The sequence below is a fragment of the Jongsikchunia kroppenstedtii DSM 45133 genome, assembly GCF_000380485.1.
Lineage (GTDB): Bacteria > Actinomycetota > Actinomycetes > Mycobacteriales > Mycobacteriaceae > Jongsikchunia > Jongsikchunia kroppenstedtii.
This window is the reverse complement of record NZ_AQYG01000037.1, coordinates 13390-34736: the sequence shown is the minus strand read 5'-3', so window position 1 is coordinate 34736 and position 21347 is coordinate 13390. Positions and strand designations below refer to the sequence as shown.

Here is a 21347-nt window from a genome sequence, read left to right as displayed (position 1 = left end):
TCGTCGCGAGATCAGCGGCGCGACCGCGAGGGCCGCAGGTCGGCGACCATTCCGACCGCGTGCTGCAGGCTGTAGTCGGCGTCGGCCGCCTGGCCCTTGACGTCCCCATTCAGCGTCGCCACCACGGCCATCGCCTTGGCAACCGACTCGGAGTCCCATGCTCGTGCCTGACGCAGCGCTTCCTGCGCACGCCGCGGCGGCATGCCGAGCTCGGAGGCGGCATCGTACTGATTCATCCGGCCGAGGCCGCGCGCCCGGGCGATCCGGTGCACCGCCTCCGCGAGCGCATCGGCGATCAGCACATGCGGGACGCCGCCGTGCTCGGCCCAGCGCAGCGCCTCGAGCGCGCCGGCCCGATCGCCGAGCACCGCCTTGTCGGCGATCTCGAAACCCTTGACCTCCGCACGGCCGGAGTAGTAGCGAGTAACCGCGGCCAGGTCGACCTTGCCGCCGGTGTCGGCGCACAGCTGGCTGACGGCCGACGCGAGTTCACGGAGATCGCTGCCGACCGAATCCATCAGCTGCTCGATGACGTCGGCGCTCGCCTTGACCTTGTTGCGGGCGAACTCGGCCTTGACGAAGTCCGCGCGCTCGTTCGGCCACTTGACCGCCGGGCACTGATGCACCTGCGCACCCGACTTCGTGATCGCTCCGACCATCGCCTTGGTACGACCTCCCCCGGAGTGCACGACGATCAGCGTGATGCCCTCGGGCGGGTCCTGCGCCACGTCGGTGACGAGCTGCGCGGGCTCCTTGCCGGCGGCATCGGCGGCCTCGATGACCACGATCCGGTCTTCGGCGAACAGCGACGGGCTCAGTACCTCGGCGAGTTCGTTGGCGGTGGCGTCGCCGGCACGCAGGATCGCGACCGGGACATCGTCTGATCCGCTGGCGGCCCGAGCCTCGGCGACGATCTGCGACCGGGTGCGTTCGATGAGGAAGTCCTCTTCACCGACGATCAGATGAACCCTGGACTGTGTCGCCATGGCGCCCATCGTGCCAGACTCCGCGGCGCCCGACTCCCCCATACCGACGGCCATGCGCCGGGTGCTGCCGGGCTCGCCTCAACGCCCAGACGGATGCCGCCACGGCAAGGATCGCGGCGGTGACCAACAGCGCGCCCGCCGCGCCGTCGGGCACCCGCACCGTCGCGCCCGGCACCCGCGCGAGCCGCTGCGCGACCTGCACCAGCCACCAGACCGCCGGACCGGTGAATCGCACCAGCAGGTCTGCGATCAAGGGCACGATCGGCGACATCACCGCGGCTGCCGTGCCGAGGATCGTGATCGGTGGAATCGTCAGTGCCACAGCGATGTTGGCGACCATACCGACGGCACTCACCGTTCCCGAATAGAGCGCGACGAGCGGAGCGGTGACCACCTGCGCGACCGCTGCCACCGCCAGCAGTTCGGCCAGCGGCCGGGCAACCCCCCACTCGGACAGTCGATCTCGAACCAGCGACCCGAACACGATCAGTCCCGCGGTCGCCGCGACCGACAGCGCGAACCCGGGATCGACCGCCAACGCCGGCGACACCGTCAGCAGCACCAGGATCGCGGTCGCCAGCGCCGGTATCGCCGCCGATCGTCGGCTGGACGCGATCGCGATCAGGCCGACCGCGCCCATCACCGCCGCCCGCACCACGCTCGGCGAGGGCCGCACCAGGATCACGAAACCGACGATCACGCAGGCGGTGACGGCCGCCGCGACCCGTGGCCGAGCGCCGCAGGATCGTACGAGCCAGAGCACCGAGCCAGCGATGAGCGTGAAATTGCTGCCCGATACCGCGGTCAAGTGACTCAGCGATGTCGCCCGAAAGTCGTTCACCAGCTGCGGATCCTGGGCCGATACGTCACCGAGTACCAGACCGGGCAGCAGCCCCGATTGCGGCGACGGCAACGCCATGGCAGCGACCTTGCGGAATTCCGATCGCACATGCGTCGCGAGCCGCTGATACCAGGGCGGCGCGCGCACCTGCCGCGGCTCCCCGCGCGCGGTGAGCGTCGCAACGGTCAGTCCGCGAGTCGGCGGCCGCACCGTGACCTCGGCGCGCAGCCGCTGGCCAGGCATCACGTCGGCCCAACCGCGGGCAGGCGCGAACACCACCGCATCGACGCCGCCGATCAGCCCGCCGACACGGACGGGCAGCCACACCCGCGAGCCCCCACCCCCAACCGAGCGCGGATCGTCACGCACCGTGACGACGACCGGGCGTTCACCGGCGGCCCCGTAGAGCACGTGCCGCTGAACATGGAACTGCCGCAGGGTGATTGTCGCCGCAAACCCGCCGATCACCACCGCGGCGGCGGTCGCCGGCACCACCCAGCCCGCCGGTCCGCGTCGCCGCCACCACCAACCGCCGGCGACTCCGCCGACCAGCAGAAGGCCGGCCACCGTCGCCGACAACTCGACCGGAGCAACGATGCCGACCGCGGTGACCAGCCAGGCGCCGGCCGCCGCCGGCACCAGTCGCGCGTCATGATCGGAACCGCCGTTCACACCACGACCAGTTCTCGCAGCTTGGCCAGGCGTGCCGGGCCGATACCGTCCACCTCGCCCAGCTGATCGACGCTGGTGAATCTTCCGTGCTGCGTGCGCCAGGCGATGATCGCCTTGGCCGTCACCGGACCCACGCCGGGCAACGCGTCCAGGGCCGATTCGTCGGCGGTGTTCAGATTGACCTTGCCCGCGCCGCCTGCACCCCCAGTACTCGGTTTCGGCTGTGCACCCGCAGATCCCGTCGGGCTTCCGCCATTCGAACCGACCACGGCGCTCTTGATTCGTGGTCCGGTCACCGGATCGGCGAACCCGATCAGGATCTGATCGCCGTCGTGCAGCAGCTGCGCCTGATTGATGCTCGTCACGTCGGCGCCTGGACGTGGTCCTCCCGCGGTGTTGAGCGCATCGGCGACACGCGATTGCGGCGGCAGCCGAACCAGGCCCGGGCGGTGCACCAGACCCACGACGCTCACCACCAATTCCGTTGGCGGCGCCGATGACTCGGGCGCGCTCGATAATGCCCGGCCGGCGGTCGACGGGAACGCCACCCGCGGGGTATCCGCCTCACCCGCACCGGAGAACACCGAGAACGCGGTGAACCCAACCGCCACGACCGCGACAGCGATCAGCGCCAACGCCGCCGGCGGCGCGGTTCGCCACCTGCCGAATCGCGGTCGGTCGGGCGCCTCATCGTCGACGTCGGTGTTGACTCCGCCAGCGCCACCGGTATCCAGCCATGCCGGCGTGGTGCCGACGTCCCACACCGGAGTAGTCGCCGAATCACGCTCGTGCGCAATATCATCGGCCGATCGCGATGGCGCTGGACCGATCCGCGACAGATCGGCCGATACGTGTCCTCTCCCCATGCCGCCACGCTAGTGCGCACACCAGGACGAGCCGCCGCGCCGAGCGCCCATTGTGAATGGCCGGAATGACTGTGGATAAATCACGTTCCCCCAGAGGAATTCGCGTGTCAGACCGCGGTGTGACAGCTCTCCACGGCCCGGAATCGCTTGGGTACCGTATCTTTGCCGATCCGGGTCCCGTTTGTCGGTGTCGGATGCGACGATGTCGTCATGATCGATCACCTCGGAATCAACTGCACCGACTTCGCCAAGGCCAAGGACTTCTACGACTCCGTGCTCGGCGTGCTGGGCTTCACCCGGCAAATGGACTTCGGGGTGGCCATCGGTTACGGCCGCGATGGCAAGCCCGATTTCTGGATCGCGGATGCCAGCGCGGGTGAGGCAACCGGGCCGAATCGCGAGGTCCATATCGCGTTCCAGGCCGCCGATACTGCCGCGGTGCACGCGTTCCACGATGCCGCGCTGGCGTCGGGGGCCGAGTCGCTGCACGCACCGCGGCTGTGGCCCGAGTACCACCCCGGCTATTGCGGGGCGTTCGTTCGTGATCCGGACGGGAACAACCTCGAAGCCGTGTTCCATGGGGCTGCCCCCGAATAAGAGGTCCAGGTCTGCGACACCCGCCGCCGGACGAACGAATCGCTCATCCAAGAGAGCTCGCGGGTCAGAGAACTGAGGTATCGATCCCGACGAGCGAGGTGCACAGGCAGATCGCGACCGCACCACTGCCGACATGCGATCCCAGGACCGGCCCCATGTCGGCGCGGATCATCGAGTCGATCTTCGGCATGCACTCCGAAAGCTCCTCCGCCACTTGCTCCGCCAGCTCAGGAGCAAAGTTGTCGAGCACGCCGACCGAGACCGGATTCGATCCCGCGGCCTCGACGGCGATGTCGATCATCTTCGCCACCGCGCGGGTCATGGTGCGCTGCTTCTCGGTCAACGACAGGCTGCCGTCGACGATCTGCAGTACCGGCTTGATCGACAGGGCCGATCCCAGCAACCGGGTGGTGGCGCTGATCCGGCCGCTGTGACGCAGATTGTCGAGCTGGTGCACGCAGACGACGCATTCGGTCGTCGATGTCGCACGGATCGCGGCCTCATAGACCCGATCGCGATCGGCGCCGTCGTCTGCCGCCTGTGCCGCCGCCAGCGCGGCGAAGCCGATCCCCAGCCCTACCGACCGCGAGTCGACGATTCGGATCGTCGGACCGAGCTTTTCGGCCACCAGGCGTCCTGCGCTCCAGGTTCCCGACAGCCGGCGGGACAGGTGCACGGCCACGACGCCGTCACCATCGCTGTCGGCGATCGCCTGGCTGTAGACCTCTTCGAGATCCGCCGGGATCGCCCCCGACGTGGTGGTGTCGGGATGATCGATGACGTCCTGACTGATCGCATCGATGCCCTCGCGCAGATCGCCGTCCGCGGTGAGCACGTGCATCGGCACCTCACGGATCCGATACCGCTCGCGCAGCGCGGCAGGAATCCGCGCGGCGGAGTCGGTCACGACGATGACGGTCACGGGTACACGCTAGTCGGTGGCCGGCGGCGCGTCGGCCGCGGCTTCCGGGACAGTTGTGCCCAATTCCTCGATCTTCTCCGCGACGAGTTCGGCGACCGCTTTGTGCATCTCGAAGCCCCAGTGAATGCCGTCCGGATTGTGGCCCGGCTGGTGGAAATTGACGACGCTCGGCGGCGTGAAGTCGACGGTCGGCAACCCGGCCTTCGCAGCCCAGTCGACGATCGCCGCGCGGGTTCGGGGGTGACCCGGGTGGGCATGCCCGTAGTAGGGGCTGTCGTGTGTCGGCGGCAGGCAGACGATCAGCCGCAGGTCCGGCCGCAGCTGCGCGAGCGCTCCGCGGATGCGCTCGAAGTATTCGATCATCAGGCGCGGCGGCACGGCCATCGGCCACCCCAGCGGCGACAGCCGCGGCTGCAGCCACCCATAGCCATCACGAACCCCGGCCCGCAGCCAGCCGGGCCGCAGATAGCGAATGCCCTCGCGCAGCGCGGTCGGCAGCGGGGACGGCAGCGAGTCCATGCCGCCGAACGCCAGCACGACCACGCTCGCCTTGGGAATCGCCGCCCACACCCGCGGATCCTGCGTTATCGCCCACCAGACGTCGCGGCTCGTCCACCCGATTCGGGCGATCAGCTCGACCGGCGCACCGAGCCGGGCGCCAACCAGATTCGGCCAGATTCGTGGGTCGTCGGCGGGCAGGCCGCCTTTCGGGCCGTAATACGACAGCGAATCGGCCAGCACGACGATCGTGTTCTGGCTTGTCTCGTCGGCGGAGGGGTCGTTCTTAATGTCCGAAGCAGCGGAGCTGCCGTTCTTAATGTCACCGTTCATTTGCTGTCAAACCCTAGCGATAGGGTCGATGTGTGAGTTCATCTCCCGATGGTTCCGACAAACCCGAGGCTGGCCGGGCCGCCCGCAACGTGGGCAAGATGCTCGCGCAGACGGACCGACAGGACGCGGTGGTGAAGGCTGCTCAGGCGTTGCGCCGGCACGCGCCGGGCGGAGATCCGACCTCGCTCGCCCGCAATGACCTGCGCGGCAGTGATCGGATCGCGGGACTGATCGAGCAGGTGCGCGCCGAGCATCCGAGCGCGGTTCGCGAACTGGGCCTGGCCGCCGTTCAGGTCTGGCAGTCGATCGCACCGCGTCGACGCAGCGCCGACGTGGATACCGGGCCGGTCACGATCCTGTTCACCGATCTGGTGAGTTTCTCCACCTGGGCGCTGCGCGTCGGCGACGACAAGGTGCTCGAACTGCTGCGCGCCGTCGACAAGGCGAGCGAAGAGATCATCGCCGGCCGCGGCGGCCGAGTGGTGAAGTCGCTTGGCGACGGCCTGATGGCGGTCTTCAGCGATCCGGCCGAGGCGATCTGGGCGGCGCATGAGACGTCGGCCGCGGTCAGCGCGATCACGGTGGACGGTTACCGCCCGCAGCTGCGGTGCGGGCTGCATACCGGCACCCCGCGGCAGGTCGGCGAGGACTATCTGGGCGTCGACGTGAATATCGCCGCACGGATCTCCGCGGCTGCGGGCGCCGGCGAGGTCCTGGCCTCTGCGGCCACGCTTGAGGGCGCCGACGAATCGCGATTCACCAAGCGGAACAAGCGATTCCGCGCCAAGGGCGCGCCGAAGGATCTGGTCGTCTATTCGGTGCTGCCGCGCTACGACGCCTAGCTGCTCAGAACGTGGGCATAGCGCGCCGCGGAGGACACTATGTCATCCGCATCCCGCTATGCCCACGGCTTGAGTAATGATCGGCTATTGCACGGCGGCGTCGGCAGGCTCGGCCGACGCATTCCACACGTCCAATCGCCACGTCGGCTGCTCGCCGTGGCCGGACAACTGCACCCAGCTGGTATTCGCCAACCCGCCGAACACCGGCCAGTTCGCGACCGGCAGCGCCAGCAGTCCGGCGGTCATCGCGGCGATCACGCCGCCATGCGCGACCAGCACCACCGGCGACTCCGCATCGTCACCACGACCCCAATCAGCAAGTCCGGCAACGAGTTCGTCCACCACCGCCATAGAGCGCTCGGCCACCTGGACGCGGCTCTCGCCGCCGGGCGGACCCCAGGTCGCATCGTCGCGCCACGCCGCCCGGGCGCCCGGGTTCACGTCGTCGACCTCGTGGTGGGTCATCCCCTGCCACTCCCCGAGATGCGTTTCGCGCAGCCGAACGTCGTAGCCGACCGTCAGACCAGTTTCATCGGCCAACGCCTGCGCCGTGTCGGCGGCCCGCTGCAAGTCCGACGACACGATCAGTCGTGGCCGGCGCGGGGCCAACGCCATTGCCGCGCGCTTCGCCTGCGCCACACCGACTTCCGACAGGTCGGTATCTAGCTGACCCTGCATCCGACTGGCCGCGTTGTAGGCGGTCTGACCGTGCCGCAGCAGCACCAGCCGCCGCACGACCGGAGTCATGCGCTCGACGCTGCTGTCGTGGGTGTCGGGCCCGTTCGTCACGCGAACGTGTCCCCTCGGTCCGCCTCGGCGGCTTCGTGACGCTCGACGCGCCCGGTGACCCCCTGGATCTCGATCGCCGGGCAGTCCTGCCACAGCCGGTCGAGCGCGTAGTAGCTGCGCTCCTCGACATGCTGGATGTGGATCACCACGTCGACGTAGTCGAGCAGCGCCCATCGTCCCTCCCGAGTGCCCTCGCGGCGCACCGGCTTGTGCCCGGCCTCGCGCAGCTTCTCCTCGACCTCGTCGACGATCGCGCCGACCTGCCGGTCGTTGTCCGCGGAGGCGATCACGAAGCAGTCGGTGATCACCAGCTGCTCGGAGACATCCAGGATCACCACATTCGTGGCGAGCTTCTCGTGGGCGACGCGGGCCGCGATGGTGGCGACGGCGATCGATTCGGCGGCGGCGGTCACACCTGGTCCCTTCGGTAGAGCTTGCGTTTGTTGATGTACTGCACGACGCCATCAGGCATCAGGTACCAGATGGGACGACGGGAACTGGCCCGCGCACGACAGTCGGTGGACGAGATCGCCAGGGCGGGGATCTCCATCAGATGCAGGGTATCGGGTGGGAGCTTTTCGAGGTGTTGTGCAAGATGCGCGGCACCCAGCTCATACCCCGGCCGATTGACGCCGATGAACCGCGCGTGCTGGAACAGTTCCTCCCAGTGCTGCCACGACAGGATCGACCCGAGGGCGTCGGCCCCGGTGATGAAGTACAGCTCGGCGTCGGGATGCAGTGTGTGCAGGTCGCGGAGGGTATCGATGGTGTAGGTGGCCCCGACGCGGTCGATGTCGACGCGGCTGACCGAGAACCGCGGGTTGCCGGCCGTGGCGATCACCGTCATCAGATAACGATCCTCGGCAGCCGTGACCTGCCGGTCACCCTCCTGCTTCTGCCAGGGGACGCCGGTAGGGACGAAGATCACCTCGTCGAGGGCGAACTCGTGGGCCACCTCGCTGGCCGCGACCAGGTGCCCGTTGTGGATCGGGTCGAAGGTGCCGCCCATGACGCCGATGCGCCGCAGCGGTGCGGGTCGATCAGGACCCCGGCTGGCCGGAGGACGCTCGTCAGACACAGGCATGAAGTGTGACTTTACTGGTCAGATGGGCAACAGGTTTGCGATGACGTCCGCCAGCTGTGTCGCGTTGCGGCATTCGTACATGTCGATGACGTCCGCGTACTCCCCGGCGGCCGAGTCTCCGGTGTCCCACAGGTTCCGTTCCTCGGGGTTGAGCCAGTAGGCGTGACGGGCCTTGTCGACCAGCGTCGCCAGCACGTCCGCCCGCGGATCGCGGAAGTTGGTGCGGGCGTCGCCGAGGATCAGTAGGGCGCCCCGGTGAGTCAGCGAATCGGCGTAGTTGTCGACGAATCCGCGCAGCACGTGGCCATAGTCGGAATGCCCGTCGCGGGTGAGGACCGCCGACTCCCGCAACATCGTGGACATCGTCTCGGCGAAGTTCGCGTAGTCGTCGGACCGGTCGAAGTAGTCGGTGACCTCGTCGACGGTGTCGACGAAGGCGAACACCCGCACCTTCGAAAACTGTTGCCGCAGGGCATAAACCAGCTGCAGGGTGAACTGGCTGAACCCGGCGACCGAACCGGACACATCGCAGCACACCACCAGTTCGGGACGTCCCGGCCGCGGGCGTCGATGGACCAGATCGATCGGCACCCCGCCGGTCGACATCGACTTGCGCAGGGTGCGCCGCACATCGACCGCTCCCCGATTGTTGCGTCGGCGCCGGATCTCCAGCTTCGCCGCCAGCAGCCGGGCCAACGGCTGCACGGTGCGTCGCAGCTCGGCTTGTTCCGCCGCCATCGCCGACAAGAAGTTCATCTGCTCCGGCAGTAGCGGCACCGCATACTCGCCGACCCGCTCCCGGCCGGCCTCGGCGACCATCCGGCGCCGGGTCTCCGCCTCGATGTCGGAGGAGAACTGCTGCACGCGATCGGACGCCGACCTGCGGTAACGAGCCTGGGTGCCGAGGCGCGGCGCATCACCGTCGGCCGGCTCCCCTGCCGCCTGCGCCATCGCCGCCGCGATCGATGCGATCAGCGTCTGCGGACTGACCGACGACATCGCCTGATACGTGGAGAAGGCCGGTCCGCGCGTCGACTGATACGACCCGAGCTGCTCGACGATCTGCGCCACCATGTCGGCCATCCGACCATCGCTCTGCGCGGCATCGTCGGCGAGCAGCTGCGCCAGCCGATCCCGCAACTGCGGAATGTCGATCTCGCCGGCCTCATCCCGCGGCAACTCCCGCTCGTCGACTACCGACCGGGCGCCGCCCCCGAGCGGCCACCACAGATCGAACACCACGTCGAACACCTTGCGATGGGCGATGTCGTCCAGCAGCGTGCAGGCCAGGCCCTCACGGAAACTGGTGCGGTCCAGGAGATTCAGTACCGATACCGCTTCGGCGGCATCGATCAGCTTGGACGGTCCGACCACGATTCCCCGATCGCGCAACTCGTCCACGAAGGACGCCAGGTGCGCGACGAGTGGTTCAGCGGCGGGAGCGTTCACCCGAGCTTGAGTTCCTTGAGTGCGGTCTTCAGGTCGGGACGATGTTTGAGTACGACGCCCAGCGTGCGGCGAACGGTGTTGTCGTCCAATCGTTTTCCGGGTTCGGCCCCGACGCCCAGGGCGAGCAGCGTGTTGCCCCAGTCGATCGTCTCGGCCACCGACGGCTTCTTGCGGATGTCGAGCCCGCGCAGCACCCCGACGATGCGTACCAGCTCCTGCGCGATCGAATCGCTCAGCTGCGGAACGCGGCTGGCCAGGATCTCACGCTCGCGGGCAGCATCCGGGAAGTCGATGTAGAGGTACAGGCAGCGACGCTTGAGCGCCTCGGACAGCTCGCGGGTGGCGTTCGACGTGAGCAGCACGATCGGACGGGTCTGCGCCGCAACGGTCCCCATCTCCGGGATGGTGACGGCGAAGTCGCTCAGGACCTCCAGCAGCAGGCCCTCGACATCGACGTCGGCCTTGTCGACCTCGTCGATCAGCAGCACCGTCTTGTTCTCGCTGGCAATGGCTTTCAGCAGCGGCCGCGGCAGCAGGAATTCCTCGGCGAAGATGTCGGTCTTGGTCTCTTCCCAGCCGCGGTCGCCGCTCGACTGGATGTGCAGGATCTGCTTGGCGTGATTCCACTCGTACAGGGCCCGCGCCTCATCGATGCCCTCGTAGCACTGCAGCCGCACCAGCTCGCTGCCCGACGTCTGCGAAATGGCCCGCGCCAGTTCGGTCTTACCCACGCCGGCCGGTCCCTCGACCAGCAGCGGCTTGCCGAGCCGGTCGGCGAGGAAGACGGCCGTGGCGGTGGCTTCATCGGCGAGGTAGCCGGTCTGCGCCAGCTGCGCGCGGACCTCGTCCACATCGGTGAAGCTCGGCACCGTCGCCGGGCCGACGCCCAGATTCTGCTCAGTCATACGAGGATTCGACTTTCTGCTGGGGCGGGCGGATTGCGACGCGGGCGGACCTACTTGGGACGAATGTGCCTATTTGGGACGAACTTGGCCGTCGCCCCACACCGTCCACTTAGACGACGTGAGCTCGGGCAAGCCCATCGGACCGCGCGCATGCAGCTTCTGGGTGGAGATGCCGATCTCGGCGCCGAAGCCGAACTGCTCCCCGTCGGTGAACGCGGTCGACGCGTTGACCATCACCGCGGCCGAGTCGACCTCGGCGGTGAACTTCGTTGCGGCCTTGAGGTTCTCGGTGACGATGGCATCAGTGTGGCCGGTCGAGTACTGCGCGATGTGATCGATGGCCGCGGTGATGTCGGGCACGACCTTCATCGCGATGTCCAGGCTCAGGTATTCGTCGTACCAGTCCGAATCGGTGGCCGGCACCATGCCTTCCTCGTCACCGTGAATGACGACGCTGTGCGCCTGCAGGGCCGCGGTGAGCCGCGGCATCGCCACGTCGGCGATCGCCGCGTCGATCAACACTGTCTCCGCGGTATTGCAGACGCTGGGGCGACGAGTCTTCGAGTTGAGGACGATCGCCTCGGCCTTGTCCAGATCGGCATCGCGATCAATGAAGACGTGGCAGTTGCCGGTGCCGGTCTCGATGGTCGGGACCGTCGCCTGCTCGACGACCGCCGCGATCAGCCCGGCGCCGCCGCGCGGGATCACCACGTCGACCAGGCCGCGGGCGCGGATCAGCGCGGTGACGCTCGACCGGTCATGCGCGGGCAGCAGCTGCACCGCGTCGGCGGTGATGCCATGGGCGGTCAGCGTCCCGCGCAGGATGCGCACCAACTCCGCGTTCGAGTCCGCGGCCGACGACGAACCGCGCAGCAATGCCACGTTGCCGGACTTGAGGGCGATACCGAAGGCATCGACGGTGACATTCGGCCGGGCCTCGTAGACCATCCCGACGACGCCGAGCGGGACGCGCACCTGGCGCAACTCGAGCCCGTTGGGCAGGGTCTTTCCGGCGAGCACGTTGCCGATGGGGTCGGGCAGCGCGGCGACCTGTCGCAGGCCATCGGCGATGCCGACGACGCGCTCGGCCGTCAGCCGCAACCGGTCGAGCAGATTCTCCTCGGTGCCGGCGGCCTTGGCGCGCTCGATGTCGGAATCGTTGGCCTTCAGAATCGTCTTCGTCTCGGCGACCAGCGCCTCCGCGGCGGCCGTCAATACGGCGTTCTTCTGCAGGGTGGTCAGCTGAGCCACCTCGCGCGCCGCAGCCTTGGCCGCGGTGGCCTGGGCCCTGACGGTTTGCTCCACGGGTGTCTGCTCTACCTCGCTCTGCGCGGCCTCGGATGCGCTCATTCATCCAGGGTATCCACCCGCGTCCAGCGCGTTCTGTCTGGCCTGCGCCGACCTCCTGCCGGCCGGAGACAGGCTCGATATGTCGGCCTGCCGTGCCACGATGGTCGCCATGTCCCCAGCGACCAGCCCGCGCGCCATCTGGCGCCCGGGTGTCGGGTTATCGCTGTGGTTCAGCGACCCCGATGGTGCGCCGGTCTCCGAACCGGTCCCGGACGATCTCCCGGGGCCGATCGCCGCCTTGATCTCCGGTCGCACCCTGCGTCGCCGCATCGAGCTCACGGTCGACCGCCGCCGGATTCTCGCGGCGTCGCTGACGCTCGGTCCGTCGGCAGCCACCGAGCTGCTCGATTCGCTGACGATCGACGAGCCCGGCGCCGAACTCGCCTTCTATCGCCATATCCGGCAGGGGGTCGAGGCATTCGTTGCGGCGGGTTCGGTGGTGCCGGGAATCGTCCGGACCGCCGGCGAGGCCACGCTGCGGTGGCGCCCGCTGGAGACACCGACGTGGCGGCAATGGCGCCGCGACCTCGCCACCGCGACACCGCAGCTGCTGCGGGACAACGGCGGAACGGCCGCGGTCGACGATTTCTGCGAGGAGCTGGTCGATCAGCAGGCGAGGCAGCTGGTCGGCAAGGTCTCGGCGTTGCGCTCCCCGATCGTCAACGCGCTGATGCTCGGTGCCGACACCCAACCGATCGCGCCAGACCGGCTGGCCGGCGCATCTCGGGCCTGGGCCGAGTGGGCGTACTCGGTGACCGATGGCGAATCCTCTGTCGTGCTAAGGCTCTTCGAACCCGACGACGATTCCGACGCGCTCGACGATGCCGATATCGACTACTGGCGGCTGCAGGTGTGTCAGCGCAGCATCGATAAGCCGGACGAGGCCGTCGACCTGCGCGGCATGGATCCGGCGGACGTCGATCAGATCACCACGGAGCTGGCCGGCGCCATGCGGGCCTTCCCCACCCTGAAATCCGCTCGACATGACCGATATTCACTCGATTTCCTCCTGCCGACCGCCGCCGTCGAGGAGCTCCTCGACACCGGCGCCGACCAGCTGCGCGCCGCCGGATTCGACGTCCTGCTGCCGCGCGGACTGGCGACCGTCCGGCCACGCCTGCACCTGCGCGGCCAACCCGTCGGCATGAGCCGCGGCCGCGACGCGATCGTCGGGTTCGATGAGATCCGCGATTTCCAGTGGCAGTTGGCCATCGGCTCGGACGTGTTCGACGCCGCCGAGCTGGATCATCTGGCGAACCAGGCCGGCGATCTGGTGCGGGTGCGCGGCGTCTGGGTGCGCGCACAAGGAGCGGCGCTGACCCGGGCCGCCAAATTCATTGCCGCACAACAGGCCCTCGCGGCATCCGGCCAGCCCGCCGATATGGGCGAACTGTTCAACCTGGTGGCGGGCGCCGACGACGCGCTGCCGGTGCCGGTCGACTCGGTGCACGGCCTCGGCTGGCTGGACGAGATCGCGAGGGGCGGCACGCTGGCGCCGCCGCCGACCGAGCAGCCCGCGACCCTCGACGCCGAGCTGCGGCCCTACCAACGCCGCGGGCTCGACTGGCTGCAGCATCTGGAAGGTCTGCGGATCGGTGCAGTGCTCGCCGACGACATGGGTCTGGGCAAGACCATCCAGGTGATAGCGGCGATCTGCGCCGGACTGGCCCGCGATCCGGACGCCGGGCCGACCCTGATCATCTGCCCGATGTCGGTCGTCAGCAACTGGGAACGCGAGATCGGTCGATTCGCGCCTGACCTCAAAGTCCTTGTCTATCACGGTAATGACCGTGTTCGCGGAACCAAGTTCACCGCGGCCGCCGCCGCGTGCGACGTCACCGTCACCACCTTCGCGCTGGCCGCTCGCGATACGGCGACCCTAGCTGACGTTCCCTGGCATCGGCTGGTCGTCGACGAGGCGCAGCACGTGAAGAATGTCGCCACCGCGCAGGCGAAGGCGCTGCGCAAGATCGGCGCGCGCCATCGCATCGCCCTCACCGGCACCCCCGTCGAGAACCGCCTCGAAGACCTGCGGGCGGTGCTCGATCTGGTGAATCCAGGAATGCTGGGCTCGCCGTCCGTCTTCAAGGCGCGCTTCGCCGAATCGATTGAGCGCGAGCGGGATCCCGAGGCCGTACGCCGACTGACGGCGGTGACGTCGCCGTTCATTCTGCGACGCGTCAAGACCGATCCGACGATCGTCGCCGACCTCCCCGACAAGACCGAGCTGGTGCTGCGCACCAACCTGACGGTCGAGCAGGCGGCGCTCTATCGGGCCGTGGTCGACGATCTGATGCTGGCGCTCACCGGATCCACCACCGACAAACGGAACAACGCGCTGCGCCGGCGCACCGTTCTGGCCGCCCTGACGCGGCTGAAGCAGGTCTGCAACCACCCGGCCAACTACCTCGCCGACGGGTCCGCGGTGCTGCGTGGGGGCGCGCATCGATCCGGCAAGGTCGAACTGCTGGAGGACCTGCTCGCCGGCGTCGCCGCGGACGGCGCGCGCGCGCTGCTCTTCACCCAGTTCACCGCGTTCGGTGAGATCCTGCGCCCCTGGCTGTCCCGCGAGCTCGACGGCGACGTCCCCTTTCTGCACGGCGGCCTCACGCGCGCCGAGCGGATGGGCATCGTCGAACGTTTTCAGGATGGCGGCGGCCCGCCGGCCCTGCTGGTGTCCCTCAAGGCCGGCGGCACCGGATTGAATCTGACGTCGGCGAATCATGTTGTGCACCTGGATCGCTGGTGGAATCCGGCGGTCGAGAACCAGGCGACCGACCGCGCCCATCGCATCGGGCAGACCAAGCGCGTGGAGGTGCGCAAGTTCGTCTGCGTCGGCACGCTCGAGGAACGGATCGACCAGATGATCACCGCCAAGAGCGAGCTGTCCGACCTGACGGTGTCGGTCGGCGAGAACTGGCTGTCGGAGATCGGCGACGACGAGCTCTTCGATCTGATGCGACTACGCGACGAGGCGGTCAGCGAATGAGCGCCCGCAAGAAGAAACAGCCGATCCGCGGCTACGCGCTGACCCCTTGGTCGAAGGCGCTGCTCGCGGTGATCGATCAGCCCAGCGACGTGCGCCGGGTCAACAAGGCGCGCAGCTACTTCCGCGATCGGCAGGTGATGGATCTGCGCGTGCGGCCCGGCGTGGTGACGGCGATGGTGCAGGGCAGCCAGCTCGATCCGTTCGAGGTCGAACTGACCACCCGCACCGTCGATTCCGACACCGTTCTGGAACTGTTGGCCCGCGCCGACGCCACCCCGGATCTGATGGCCGTCGCCCGCGGCGAGCAGCCGAAGATACTGGGTGAGTTGATCATTCCGACCGAATCCGCGGACATACGGTCGGCCTGCAGCTGCCCGGACGAGACGGTGCGCTGCATCCATGTCCTGGCGACGAGCTACGAACTGACGACCGTCATCGACGACAACCCCGCCGCGCTGCTGACGATGATGGGCGCCGACCTCGGCCGACTGCTCGCCACACTGCGCGGGACCGATGAGAACCCGTCAACGACGCCGTCACGCCGTCGATTGCAGCCCCCCACCGCCGCCCTACCGCCGCTTCCGCAGCCGCCACCGATCGACCCCTTCACCGAGCTCGACGCCACGAAACTGGCTGCGGCACTGCGGGCCAGCGGAACCAATCAGCTTGACATCGCCGAGTCGATCGACGAACTCGCCGAGCTCTACCTGGCGCTGCGACGATCCGGCGGCTGACCCTCGCTAGTGGGCCATAGACCATCCGACGGCTGCCATCCGCTGATCCCAGAACTCGCGATACTGCCCGCCCCGGGCAAGAAGTTCGTCGTGAGTACCGATGTCGTCGATCCGACCATCGTGCGTCAAGACGACAATCTGGTCGGCCCCGACGACCGTGGACAGCTTGTGCGCGATCACCAGCACCGTGCTGCGCTCAGCCAGTTCCCGGATCGACGCCGTCACGTGCACATCGTTTTCCGGGTCCAGAGCGCTCGTGGCCTCGTCGAACAACACGATCGGAGCGTTCTTTATCAGGGCACGAGCGATCGATATTCGCTGTCGTTCCCCACCCGAGAGCGCGGTTCCGGCCTCCCCGACCCGGCTCTGCCAACCGTTCGGCAGGCGATGCACGATGCTGTCGACGCCGGCCACCTCGGCTGCCGCGCGAACCTCGTCATCGCTCGCACCGGGATTGCCGATCTTGATGTTTTCCCACAGCGTGTCGTCGAACAGGTAGACGTCCTGGAACACGAGTGACAGTTGGCTCATCAAGCTTTCGGCTTCTTGATCGCGCACGTCGACCCCGCCGACCCGGACGACCCCTTGATCGACGTCGTAGAACCGGGCGATGAGTCGCGTCACCGTGGTCTTGCCGGACCCGGACGGTCCGACCAGTGCCGTCAACGTGCCCGGGCTGGCGCGAAAACTGATGTCCTGCAGTACTGGCCGATCCGCTGCAGCGTTCGCATAGCCGAAGGCCACCCCGGCCAACTCCAGCTCGCCGACAGTGTCGACCTGCTGCGGCAGCGCGGGTACCGGCATCGCCTCGGTCTTTAGTATCTCCGCGATTCGGTCGATCTCGGTACCGGCAGTCCGCAGCGCGGATCCGAGTTGGGCCAGTTCGGCGATCGGATCGGTGAACCTGGCGACCAGACCGATGACCGCGATGAGCAGGGCCGGCTCGATCCGGTCGGTCACCGCCATCCACGCGCAGAACGCCAGCATGCCCGTGAACACCGCCTGCACCGCGAGGCCGTTGCCCATGATCCCGACGACCGATCGGGTCAGCGCTGTCTTTCCCACCCGATGCTGCTCGTCCAGGGCCGTGCGCAGCGGGACATACTCGGTGCCGGTCTTGCCGAACGCGCGCAGCACCGGCTGAGCGCGGGCGAACTCCACGACGCGATTGTTGACGTCCACGGCGACACCGTGATTAAGGTTCTCCGCGGATGCGGTCATGCGGCTCGCACCCGCCCCCACGGCCCACAGCACCAGCAGACCGAGCACCGCCACGAGACCGATCTGCCAGTTGATGAACAGGAGCCCGATCACCACGGTCACCGAACTCACCGCGTTGGTGACGACCGGCGTGAAGAGATGCGCGCCGGCGCTGCCCACGAACAACGTTCCCTTGACGGCGATCTGCGACGCCTGCCCAACGCGCTCACGGCTGAACCACCCGAGCGGCAGGGTGACGAGGTGATCGCCGAGGCGGTGATGCAGGGCGCGCATGGTGTACAAGGCCATCTGCATTCCCTTCATCGCCTGCACGTAGAAGGTGCCCGAGGCAACGATGACCAGCGGGAGCAGCACCCACAGCCATCGCGCCGCCGTGTCCAGGTTGCCGTCGAGGAAGGCTTGGGCGATCGGCACCAGCACCAGCATCGCCAGCCCCTGCGCGATCCCGAAAATGCTTGCCCACGCGAGGAACTGAATCATTCGGCCGCGCTCGTCGGCCAGGATCGTGAAGTATCCGCGGATCATTCGGGGCTCTCTCCGTCGATAGATGTGCGATGGGCGAGCTCGGCGTCCAGGTGCGCGCTGCCAGCCAGGTAGCTTCGCCACATCGACGCGTACACGCTGTCGGCGGCGACCAGATCGTCGTGCTTGCCCTGTTCGGCGATGCGGCCGTCGACGAGCACCGCGATGTTGTCCGCGTGCACGATGGTGCCGAGTCGATGCGCGATCACCAGGACCGTCCGCCCGGCGACCAGTCGTCCGATCGCCTCCTGGATCTGCGCCTCCGACTCCGGGTCGGCGAACGCGGTGGCCTCGTCGAGCACGAGAATCGGGGCGTCGGCGAGCAACGCGCGTGCGATGCTCACGCGCTGCGCCTCGCCACCGGAGAGCTGCGCATGCTCGCCGACAACGCTGTCATATCCCCTGGGCAGAGCCATGATTCGACCGTCGATGTTGGCTGCGGCGGCCGCCGCCCGAATGTCCCGTTCGCCGGCGTCCGGGCGCGCAAGGGCTATGTTGTCGCGGATGCTGATCCCGAGCAGCGACACGTCCTGAAGGACGAATCCGACCCGCTGGTAGAGCGCCGCCGGATCGATGTTCCGCACATCGACCCCACCGATGCGCACCGCCCCGGAGTCGACGTCATTGAAGCGCATCACCAACGTCGCGAGCGTGGACTTGCCGCTGCCGGACGGGCCGACGAGCGCGGTGAGGCTGCCGGGGGGCAGCGTCAGCGTCACACCGTCGACCGCCGTGACCGCGTCGCCAGTCTCAGACCGATAGCTGAATTCGACATCATCGAACTCGACCGAATTATTCTGGGGTACGGCTGCTTTGACCGGCTCCGCCAGCTCTTCCTGCGCCAGCAGCTGCAACAACCGGCCCGCGGCCGCACCGGCATCCTGCCGACTGTGCATCGACATACTCACGGTGATGATGGCCGTGGGCAGCGTCATCGCGATCAGGGCCGATCCCAGCACCTCGATCGGCTCCACCCAACCGCTGTCGATGAACCAATAGCCTCCGGCAAGATTCACCAGCAGGATCAGCGGCGCCGACAGCACCATCGCCGCAACGGCCTCGAGCCGCAGCAACGGACCGACGTACCCGGCGAAGTCATCGTTGAAAGAGTCTGCGGCATCGGCGAATCGACGATGCGCCTTGCCCGTCTGACCGAACGTCTTGACGACCGAGATCCCCGCGACGAACTCGACGATCGTGGAGCTGATCCGTTCGATGCCGGCGTTCATCTTCGCCATCTGGTCGGTCATGTCGCGGATCATCCAGGCGTAGGCCAGAACGTACAGCGGCAATGTCGCGATGGCGAGCAGCCCGAGGCGCCAATCGAGCGTGAAGCAGTAGATCAACGCGAATACCGGAGTAGTGGCGGCAGCCGTGGTCTCCACATTGGCATGGGCCACCAGATAATGGAGCGTGGCCACATCGTTCTGCGTCGCCTTGCGCACCTGACCCGACGATGTCCGCGTGAACCAGCCCAGCGGCAGCCGCCCCAGCTTGTCGACGATCCGGCGGCGAAGAACGGCCTGCAACTCGATGTCCGCGAAGTGCGTGATGGACAGTGCGGCAGCGGATCCCACCGCTCGCACGAACAGCCCGGCCAGGACGAACAAAACGATGGCCCAGACCCGACCTGTATCCAGCGGTCCCGACTTCAGGAGAGTACGGCCGAGCTCGACGACCCCGATGAACGGCACGACCGTGGCAGCGGACGCCAGCAGCTGGACGAGTTGCGCAACGCGAATTCGGTCGCGGACCGGCGAGAGCATCTCGGCCAGCGCGGCTCGCTGGACTTTCGCTTCGGCGCGCGGGTCGGTCGGCGGGTCGGTGCTCTCGGGCAGTTCCACGACAGCGCTGGGCGATTCGACAAGAACCATGGCCGGAACCCTAGGCTTCCATCACAAGTTAGGCAAGGCTTAGTTTACTTTTGACAAAGCCAACACATATTCATAAAGTTTGGCAAACCTAACTTGAGGACGATCGGTGAGCGACAAGGGTTCGATTTCCATTCCGGCCGTGTTGGCTTCGGCCGCACCGGCTTCAGCCATCGGGTCGCACAGGTGAAACACTCGGTGGCGGCATGATCGCCCGGCGCCTGACAATTCTGGTGGTCGTTATCATCGCGGCGACCCTCGGGCTCGCCGGTTGCAGCAGCAAGGCAGCCGACGACAAACGCGACCCGGTTCAAGTCAATCTGCCGGACGGCACGTCGGTCACCATCAACGGCACGCCCAAGCGCATCGTCACGTTGGGTGACCAGTGGACCGACATCGCTCTGCAATTCGGCATCACTCCCGTCGCGTACTACGACGGCTTGAAGCAACAGACCAAAGAGGACCATCCCTGGTACGGCGGCAAGATGAAGGACGTCCCGCTGATCCAGGTCGGCGGCGACGCAGTCGGCCAAGTCGCCAAGGCCAGGCCGGACCTGATTCTGGCGCCCGGATTCGGCCAGGAGCAGACCCAGGCCCTGGCCAACATCGCGCCGATGATCGGGAAGATCAGCGGGCAGCAGGTCGACCCGTGGGAAGACATGGTGCGGCTGTTCGGCACGATCATCCATCAGCCGGGCCGCGCCAATGAGATCATCCAGGACACCAACGCGAAGATCGCGGCGCTACGGCAGAGTCATCCGAATATCGTCGGCAAGACGTATGCGTTCGCCTTGATCTTCGGCGCCGATCAGATTCAAGTGCTCGCCGACCCTAATGATGGCGCGGCAAAGCTGTTCAGCCAGCTCGGATTTCAGATCGATCCGCGGCTGGTGGCCGAGGGCAAGAAGGCGGGGCAGGCACGATTCGCCCTCAGCGCCGAGCAGGTCCCCATGCTGAACGCCGATCTTCTCGTCATCAGCGCCACGACGCCCGCGCTGCAGGAACGGCTGGGCCATCTCCCCGGATATACGAACCTCACGGCCGTCCGGAACAACGCATACACGTTCCTGTCCCTGCAGGACATCACCGCGTTGAACCAGCCGTCGCCAGGCGGCATCGACTACGTGCTGGATCGGCTCGACCCGACGCTGGGCGCGGTTCGTTAAACCCTCAGCATCTCCGCAACGCTCGATCCAGGACCACCGCCGACGGCCGATCCAGGTACAGCCCGTACGTCTTGGTTACGACGACGAACTGCACGGCATATTGACACCCGATCCCCCGATTCGGCGGCATCCATCGGGCCGGCTCCTGGTCGCCCTTGTCCTGGTTCGAATCACCGTCGACAGCAAGTAGATTCGCCGGATCATTGGCGAATCGCTCGCGCTCGGCGCGATCCCACAGCGCCGCACCCATGTCCCAGGCGTAGGCCAGCGGCACGATGTGGTCGATCTGCACCTGGGCTCCGGTCTGCGCGCCACGACGGAACGACACGAAGTCACCCGTGTAGGGGCTGCGCAGATCGCCGGTGGCGACGGCCCTCGGACAGCTCCGCACGGCGGCATAGGTCTTGTCGGTGAGATCGCGATCCAGGATGTCGTTGCGGGTATCGCAGCCGTTGCGCCCACCGATGGCATCGACTTCGTCGGTCCAGGCTGCACCGAACATGGTGCGCTCGTAGTCTTTTCGCTTCACCCGATCCGGAACCTGCGGGATCAGCCGCAGCTCGGCGATCCACGCGAGCCCATCCGGCGACGTGGGCGGTGGGCGATGTGTGCGCCAGCTGGAGGCGGCAACCAGGACCGCGACCAGCGTCGCGGCACCGAGGGTCGCCCATTGCCGACCGGACAGCTCGATACGCCTCACGAATCATGAG

General features: G+C 67.5%; 19 protein-coding genes. 5 read left to right on the top strand and 14 right to left on the bottom strand.

Annotation, left to right across the window (positions count from 1 at the left end):
* Window positions 1-11 precede the first annotated feature (11 nt).
* From holA to G341_RS0103655, 3 genes are read right to left on the bottom strand one after another with little or no spacing between them, the layout of a single operon-like run.
* Window positions 12-986 carry a DNA polymerase III subunit delta gene (gene holA, locus G341_RS0103665; RefSeq protein WP_043450513.1) on the bottom strand — a complete coding sequence of 325 codons (975 nt, stop codon included), beginning with the start codon at window positions 984-986 and terminating at the stop codon, window positions 12-14.
* Window positions 949-2499 carry a ComEC/Rec2 family competence protein gene (locus tag G341_RS23390; RefSeq protein ID WP_018177754.1) on the bottom strand — a complete coding sequence of 517 codons (1551 nt, stop codon included), beginning with the start codon at window positions 2497-2499 and terminating at the stop codon, window positions 949-951. The genes holA and G341_RS23390 overlap by 38 nt, the downstream gene beginning before the upstream one ends.
* Window positions 2496-3365, bottom strand: a complete 870-nt coding sequence (locus G341_RS0103655) for a ComEA family DNA-binding protein (RefSeq protein WP_081622408.1) — start codon at window positions 3363-3365, stop codon at window positions 2496-2498. The genes G341_RS23390 and G341_RS0103655 overlap by 4 nt, the downstream gene beginning before the upstream one ends.
* A 210-nt stretch (window positions 3366-3575) precedes the next feature.
* On the opposite strand from G341_RS0103655, the gene G341_RS0103650 reads away from it, so the two are divergent.
* Complete coding sequence (locus tag G341_RS0103650; RefSeq protein WP_026303210.1) at window positions 3576-3962, top strand: VOC family protein; 387 nt, start codon at window positions 3576-3578, stop codon at window positions 3960-3962.
* A 64-nt stretch (window positions 3963-4026) separates the two neighbouring features.
* Here G341_RS0103650 and G341_RS0103645 read toward each other — a convergent pair whose 3' ends face one another.
* Both G341_RS0103645 and octT read right to left on the bottom strand, forming a co-directional pair.
* The gene (locus G341_RS0103645; protein ID WP_018177751.1) at window positions 4027-4884 is read right to left on the bottom strand and encodes a DegV family protein; all 858 of its coding nucleotides are present in this window, start codon (window positions 4882-4884) and stop codon (window positions 4027-4029) included.
* A gap of 9 nt (window positions 4885-4893) precedes the next feature.
* Complete coding sequence (gene octT, locus G341_RS0103640; RefSeq protein ID WP_018177750.1) at window positions 4894-5715, bottom strand: diglucosylglycerate octanoyltransferase; 822 nt, start codon at window positions 5713-5715, stop codon at window positions 4894-4896.
* Window positions 5716-5804: 89 nt separating this feature from the next.
* On the opposite strand from octT, the gene G341_RS0103635 reads away from it, so the two are divergent.
* Window positions 5805-6557, top strand: coding sequence for an adenylate/guanylate cyclase domain-containing protein (locus G341_RS0103635; RefSeq protein ID WP_018177749.1), 753 nt, complete (start codon window positions 5805-5807; stop codon window positions 6555-6557).
* An 84-nt stretch (window positions 6558-6641) separates the two neighbouring features.
* Here G341_RS0103635 and G341_RS0103630 read toward each other — a convergent pair whose 3' ends face one another.
* The 6 genes from G341_RS0103630 to G341_RS0103605 form a co-directional block, all read right to left on the bottom strand.
* A complete protein-coding gene (locus G341_RS0103630; RefSeq protein ID WP_018177748.1) occupies window positions 6642-7346 on the bottom strand; it encodes a histidine phosphatase family protein in 705 nt (234 codons plus the stop codon).
* The gene (rsfS, locus tag G341_RS0103625) at window positions 7343-7759 is read right to left on the bottom strand and encodes a ribosome silencing factor (RefSeq protein ID WP_018177747.1); all 417 of its coding nucleotides are present in this window, start codon (window positions 7757-7759) and stop codon (window positions 7343-7345) included. The genes G341_RS0103630 and rsfS overlap by 4 nt, the downstream gene beginning before the upstream one ends.
* Window positions 7756-8430, bottom strand: coding sequence for a nicotinate-nucleotide adenylyltransferase (nadD, locus tag G341_RS0103620; RefSeq protein WP_051092614.1), 675 nt, complete (start codon window positions 8428-8430; stop codon window positions 7756-7758). The genes rsfS and nadD overlap by 4 nt, the downstream gene beginning before the upstream one ends.
* Window positions 8431-8448: 18 nt before the next feature.
* Complete coding sequence (locus G341_RS0103615) at window positions 8449-9879, bottom strand: vWA domain-containing protein (protein WP_018177745.1); 1431 nt, start codon at window positions 9877-9879, stop codon at window positions 8449-8451.
* Window positions 9876-10784, bottom strand: coding sequence for an AAA family ATPase (locus tag G341_RS0103610; RefSeq protein ID WP_018177744.1), 909 nt, complete (start codon window positions 10782-10784; stop codon window positions 9876-9878). The genes G341_RS0103615 and G341_RS0103610 overlap by 4 nt, the downstream gene beginning before the upstream one ends.
* A gap of 69 nt (window positions 10785-10853) precedes the next feature.
* On the bottom strand, window positions 10854-12134 hold the full coding sequence (locus tag G341_RS0103605; RefSeq protein WP_018177743.1) for a glutamate-5-semialdehyde dehydrogenase: 1281 nt from the start codon (window positions 12132-12134) through the stop codon (window positions 10854-10856).
* 109 nt (window positions 12135-12243) lie between these two features.
* Between G341_RS0103605 and G341_RS0103600 the strand changes: the two genes are divergently transcribed.
* Both G341_RS0103600 and G341_RS0103595 read left to right on the top strand, forming a co-directional pair.
* On the top strand, window positions 12244-15123 hold the full coding sequence (locus G341_RS0103600) for a DEAD/DEAH box helicase (protein ID WP_026303208.1): 2880 nt from the start codon (window positions 12244-12246) through the stop codon (window positions 15121-15123).
* On the top strand, window positions 15120-15857 hold the full coding sequence (locus tag G341_RS0103595; protein WP_018177741.1) for an SWIM zinc finger family protein: 738 nt from the start codon (window positions 15120-15122) through the stop codon (window positions 15855-15857). The genes G341_RS0103600 and G341_RS0103595 overlap by 4 nt, the downstream gene beginning before the upstream one ends.
* Before the next feature lie 6 nt (window positions 15858-15863).
* Here the strand turns inward: G341_RS0103595 and G341_RS0103590 are convergent, their stop codons facing one another.
* Together G341_RS0103590 and G341_RS20870 are read right to left on the bottom strand one after the other, a co-directional pair.
* On the bottom strand, window positions 15864-17603 hold the full coding sequence (locus G341_RS0103590; protein WP_018177740.1) for an ABC transporter ATP-binding protein: 1740 nt from the start codon (window positions 17601-17603) through the stop codon (window positions 15864-15866).
* Entirely contained in the window at window positions 17600-19474 is a 1875-nt protein-coding gene (locus G341_RS20870; RefSeq protein WP_051092612.1) for an ABC transporter ATP-binding protein, read from the bottom strand. The genes G341_RS0103590 and G341_RS20870 overlap by 4 nt, the downstream gene beginning before the upstream one ends.
* A 203-nt stretch (window positions 19475-19677) precedes the next feature.
* On the opposite strand from G341_RS20870, the gene G341_RS0103580 reads away from it, so the two are divergent.
* Window positions 19678-20637: an ABC transporter substrate-binding protein gene (locus tag G341_RS0103580; protein ID WP_018177738.1), complete on the top strand. Its 960-nt coding sequence runs from the start codon at window positions 19678-19680 to the stop codon at window positions 20635-20637.
* Window positions 20638-20641: 4 nt separating this feature from the next.
* On the opposite strand, the gene G341_RS0103575 is transcribed toward G341_RS0103580, so the two are convergent.
* A complete protein-coding gene (locus G341_RS0103575) occupies window positions 20642-21337 on the bottom strand; it encodes an HNH endonuclease family protein (RefSeq protein WP_018177737.1) in 696 nt (231 codons plus the stop codon).
* Window positions 21338-21347 lie beyond the last annotated feature (10 nt).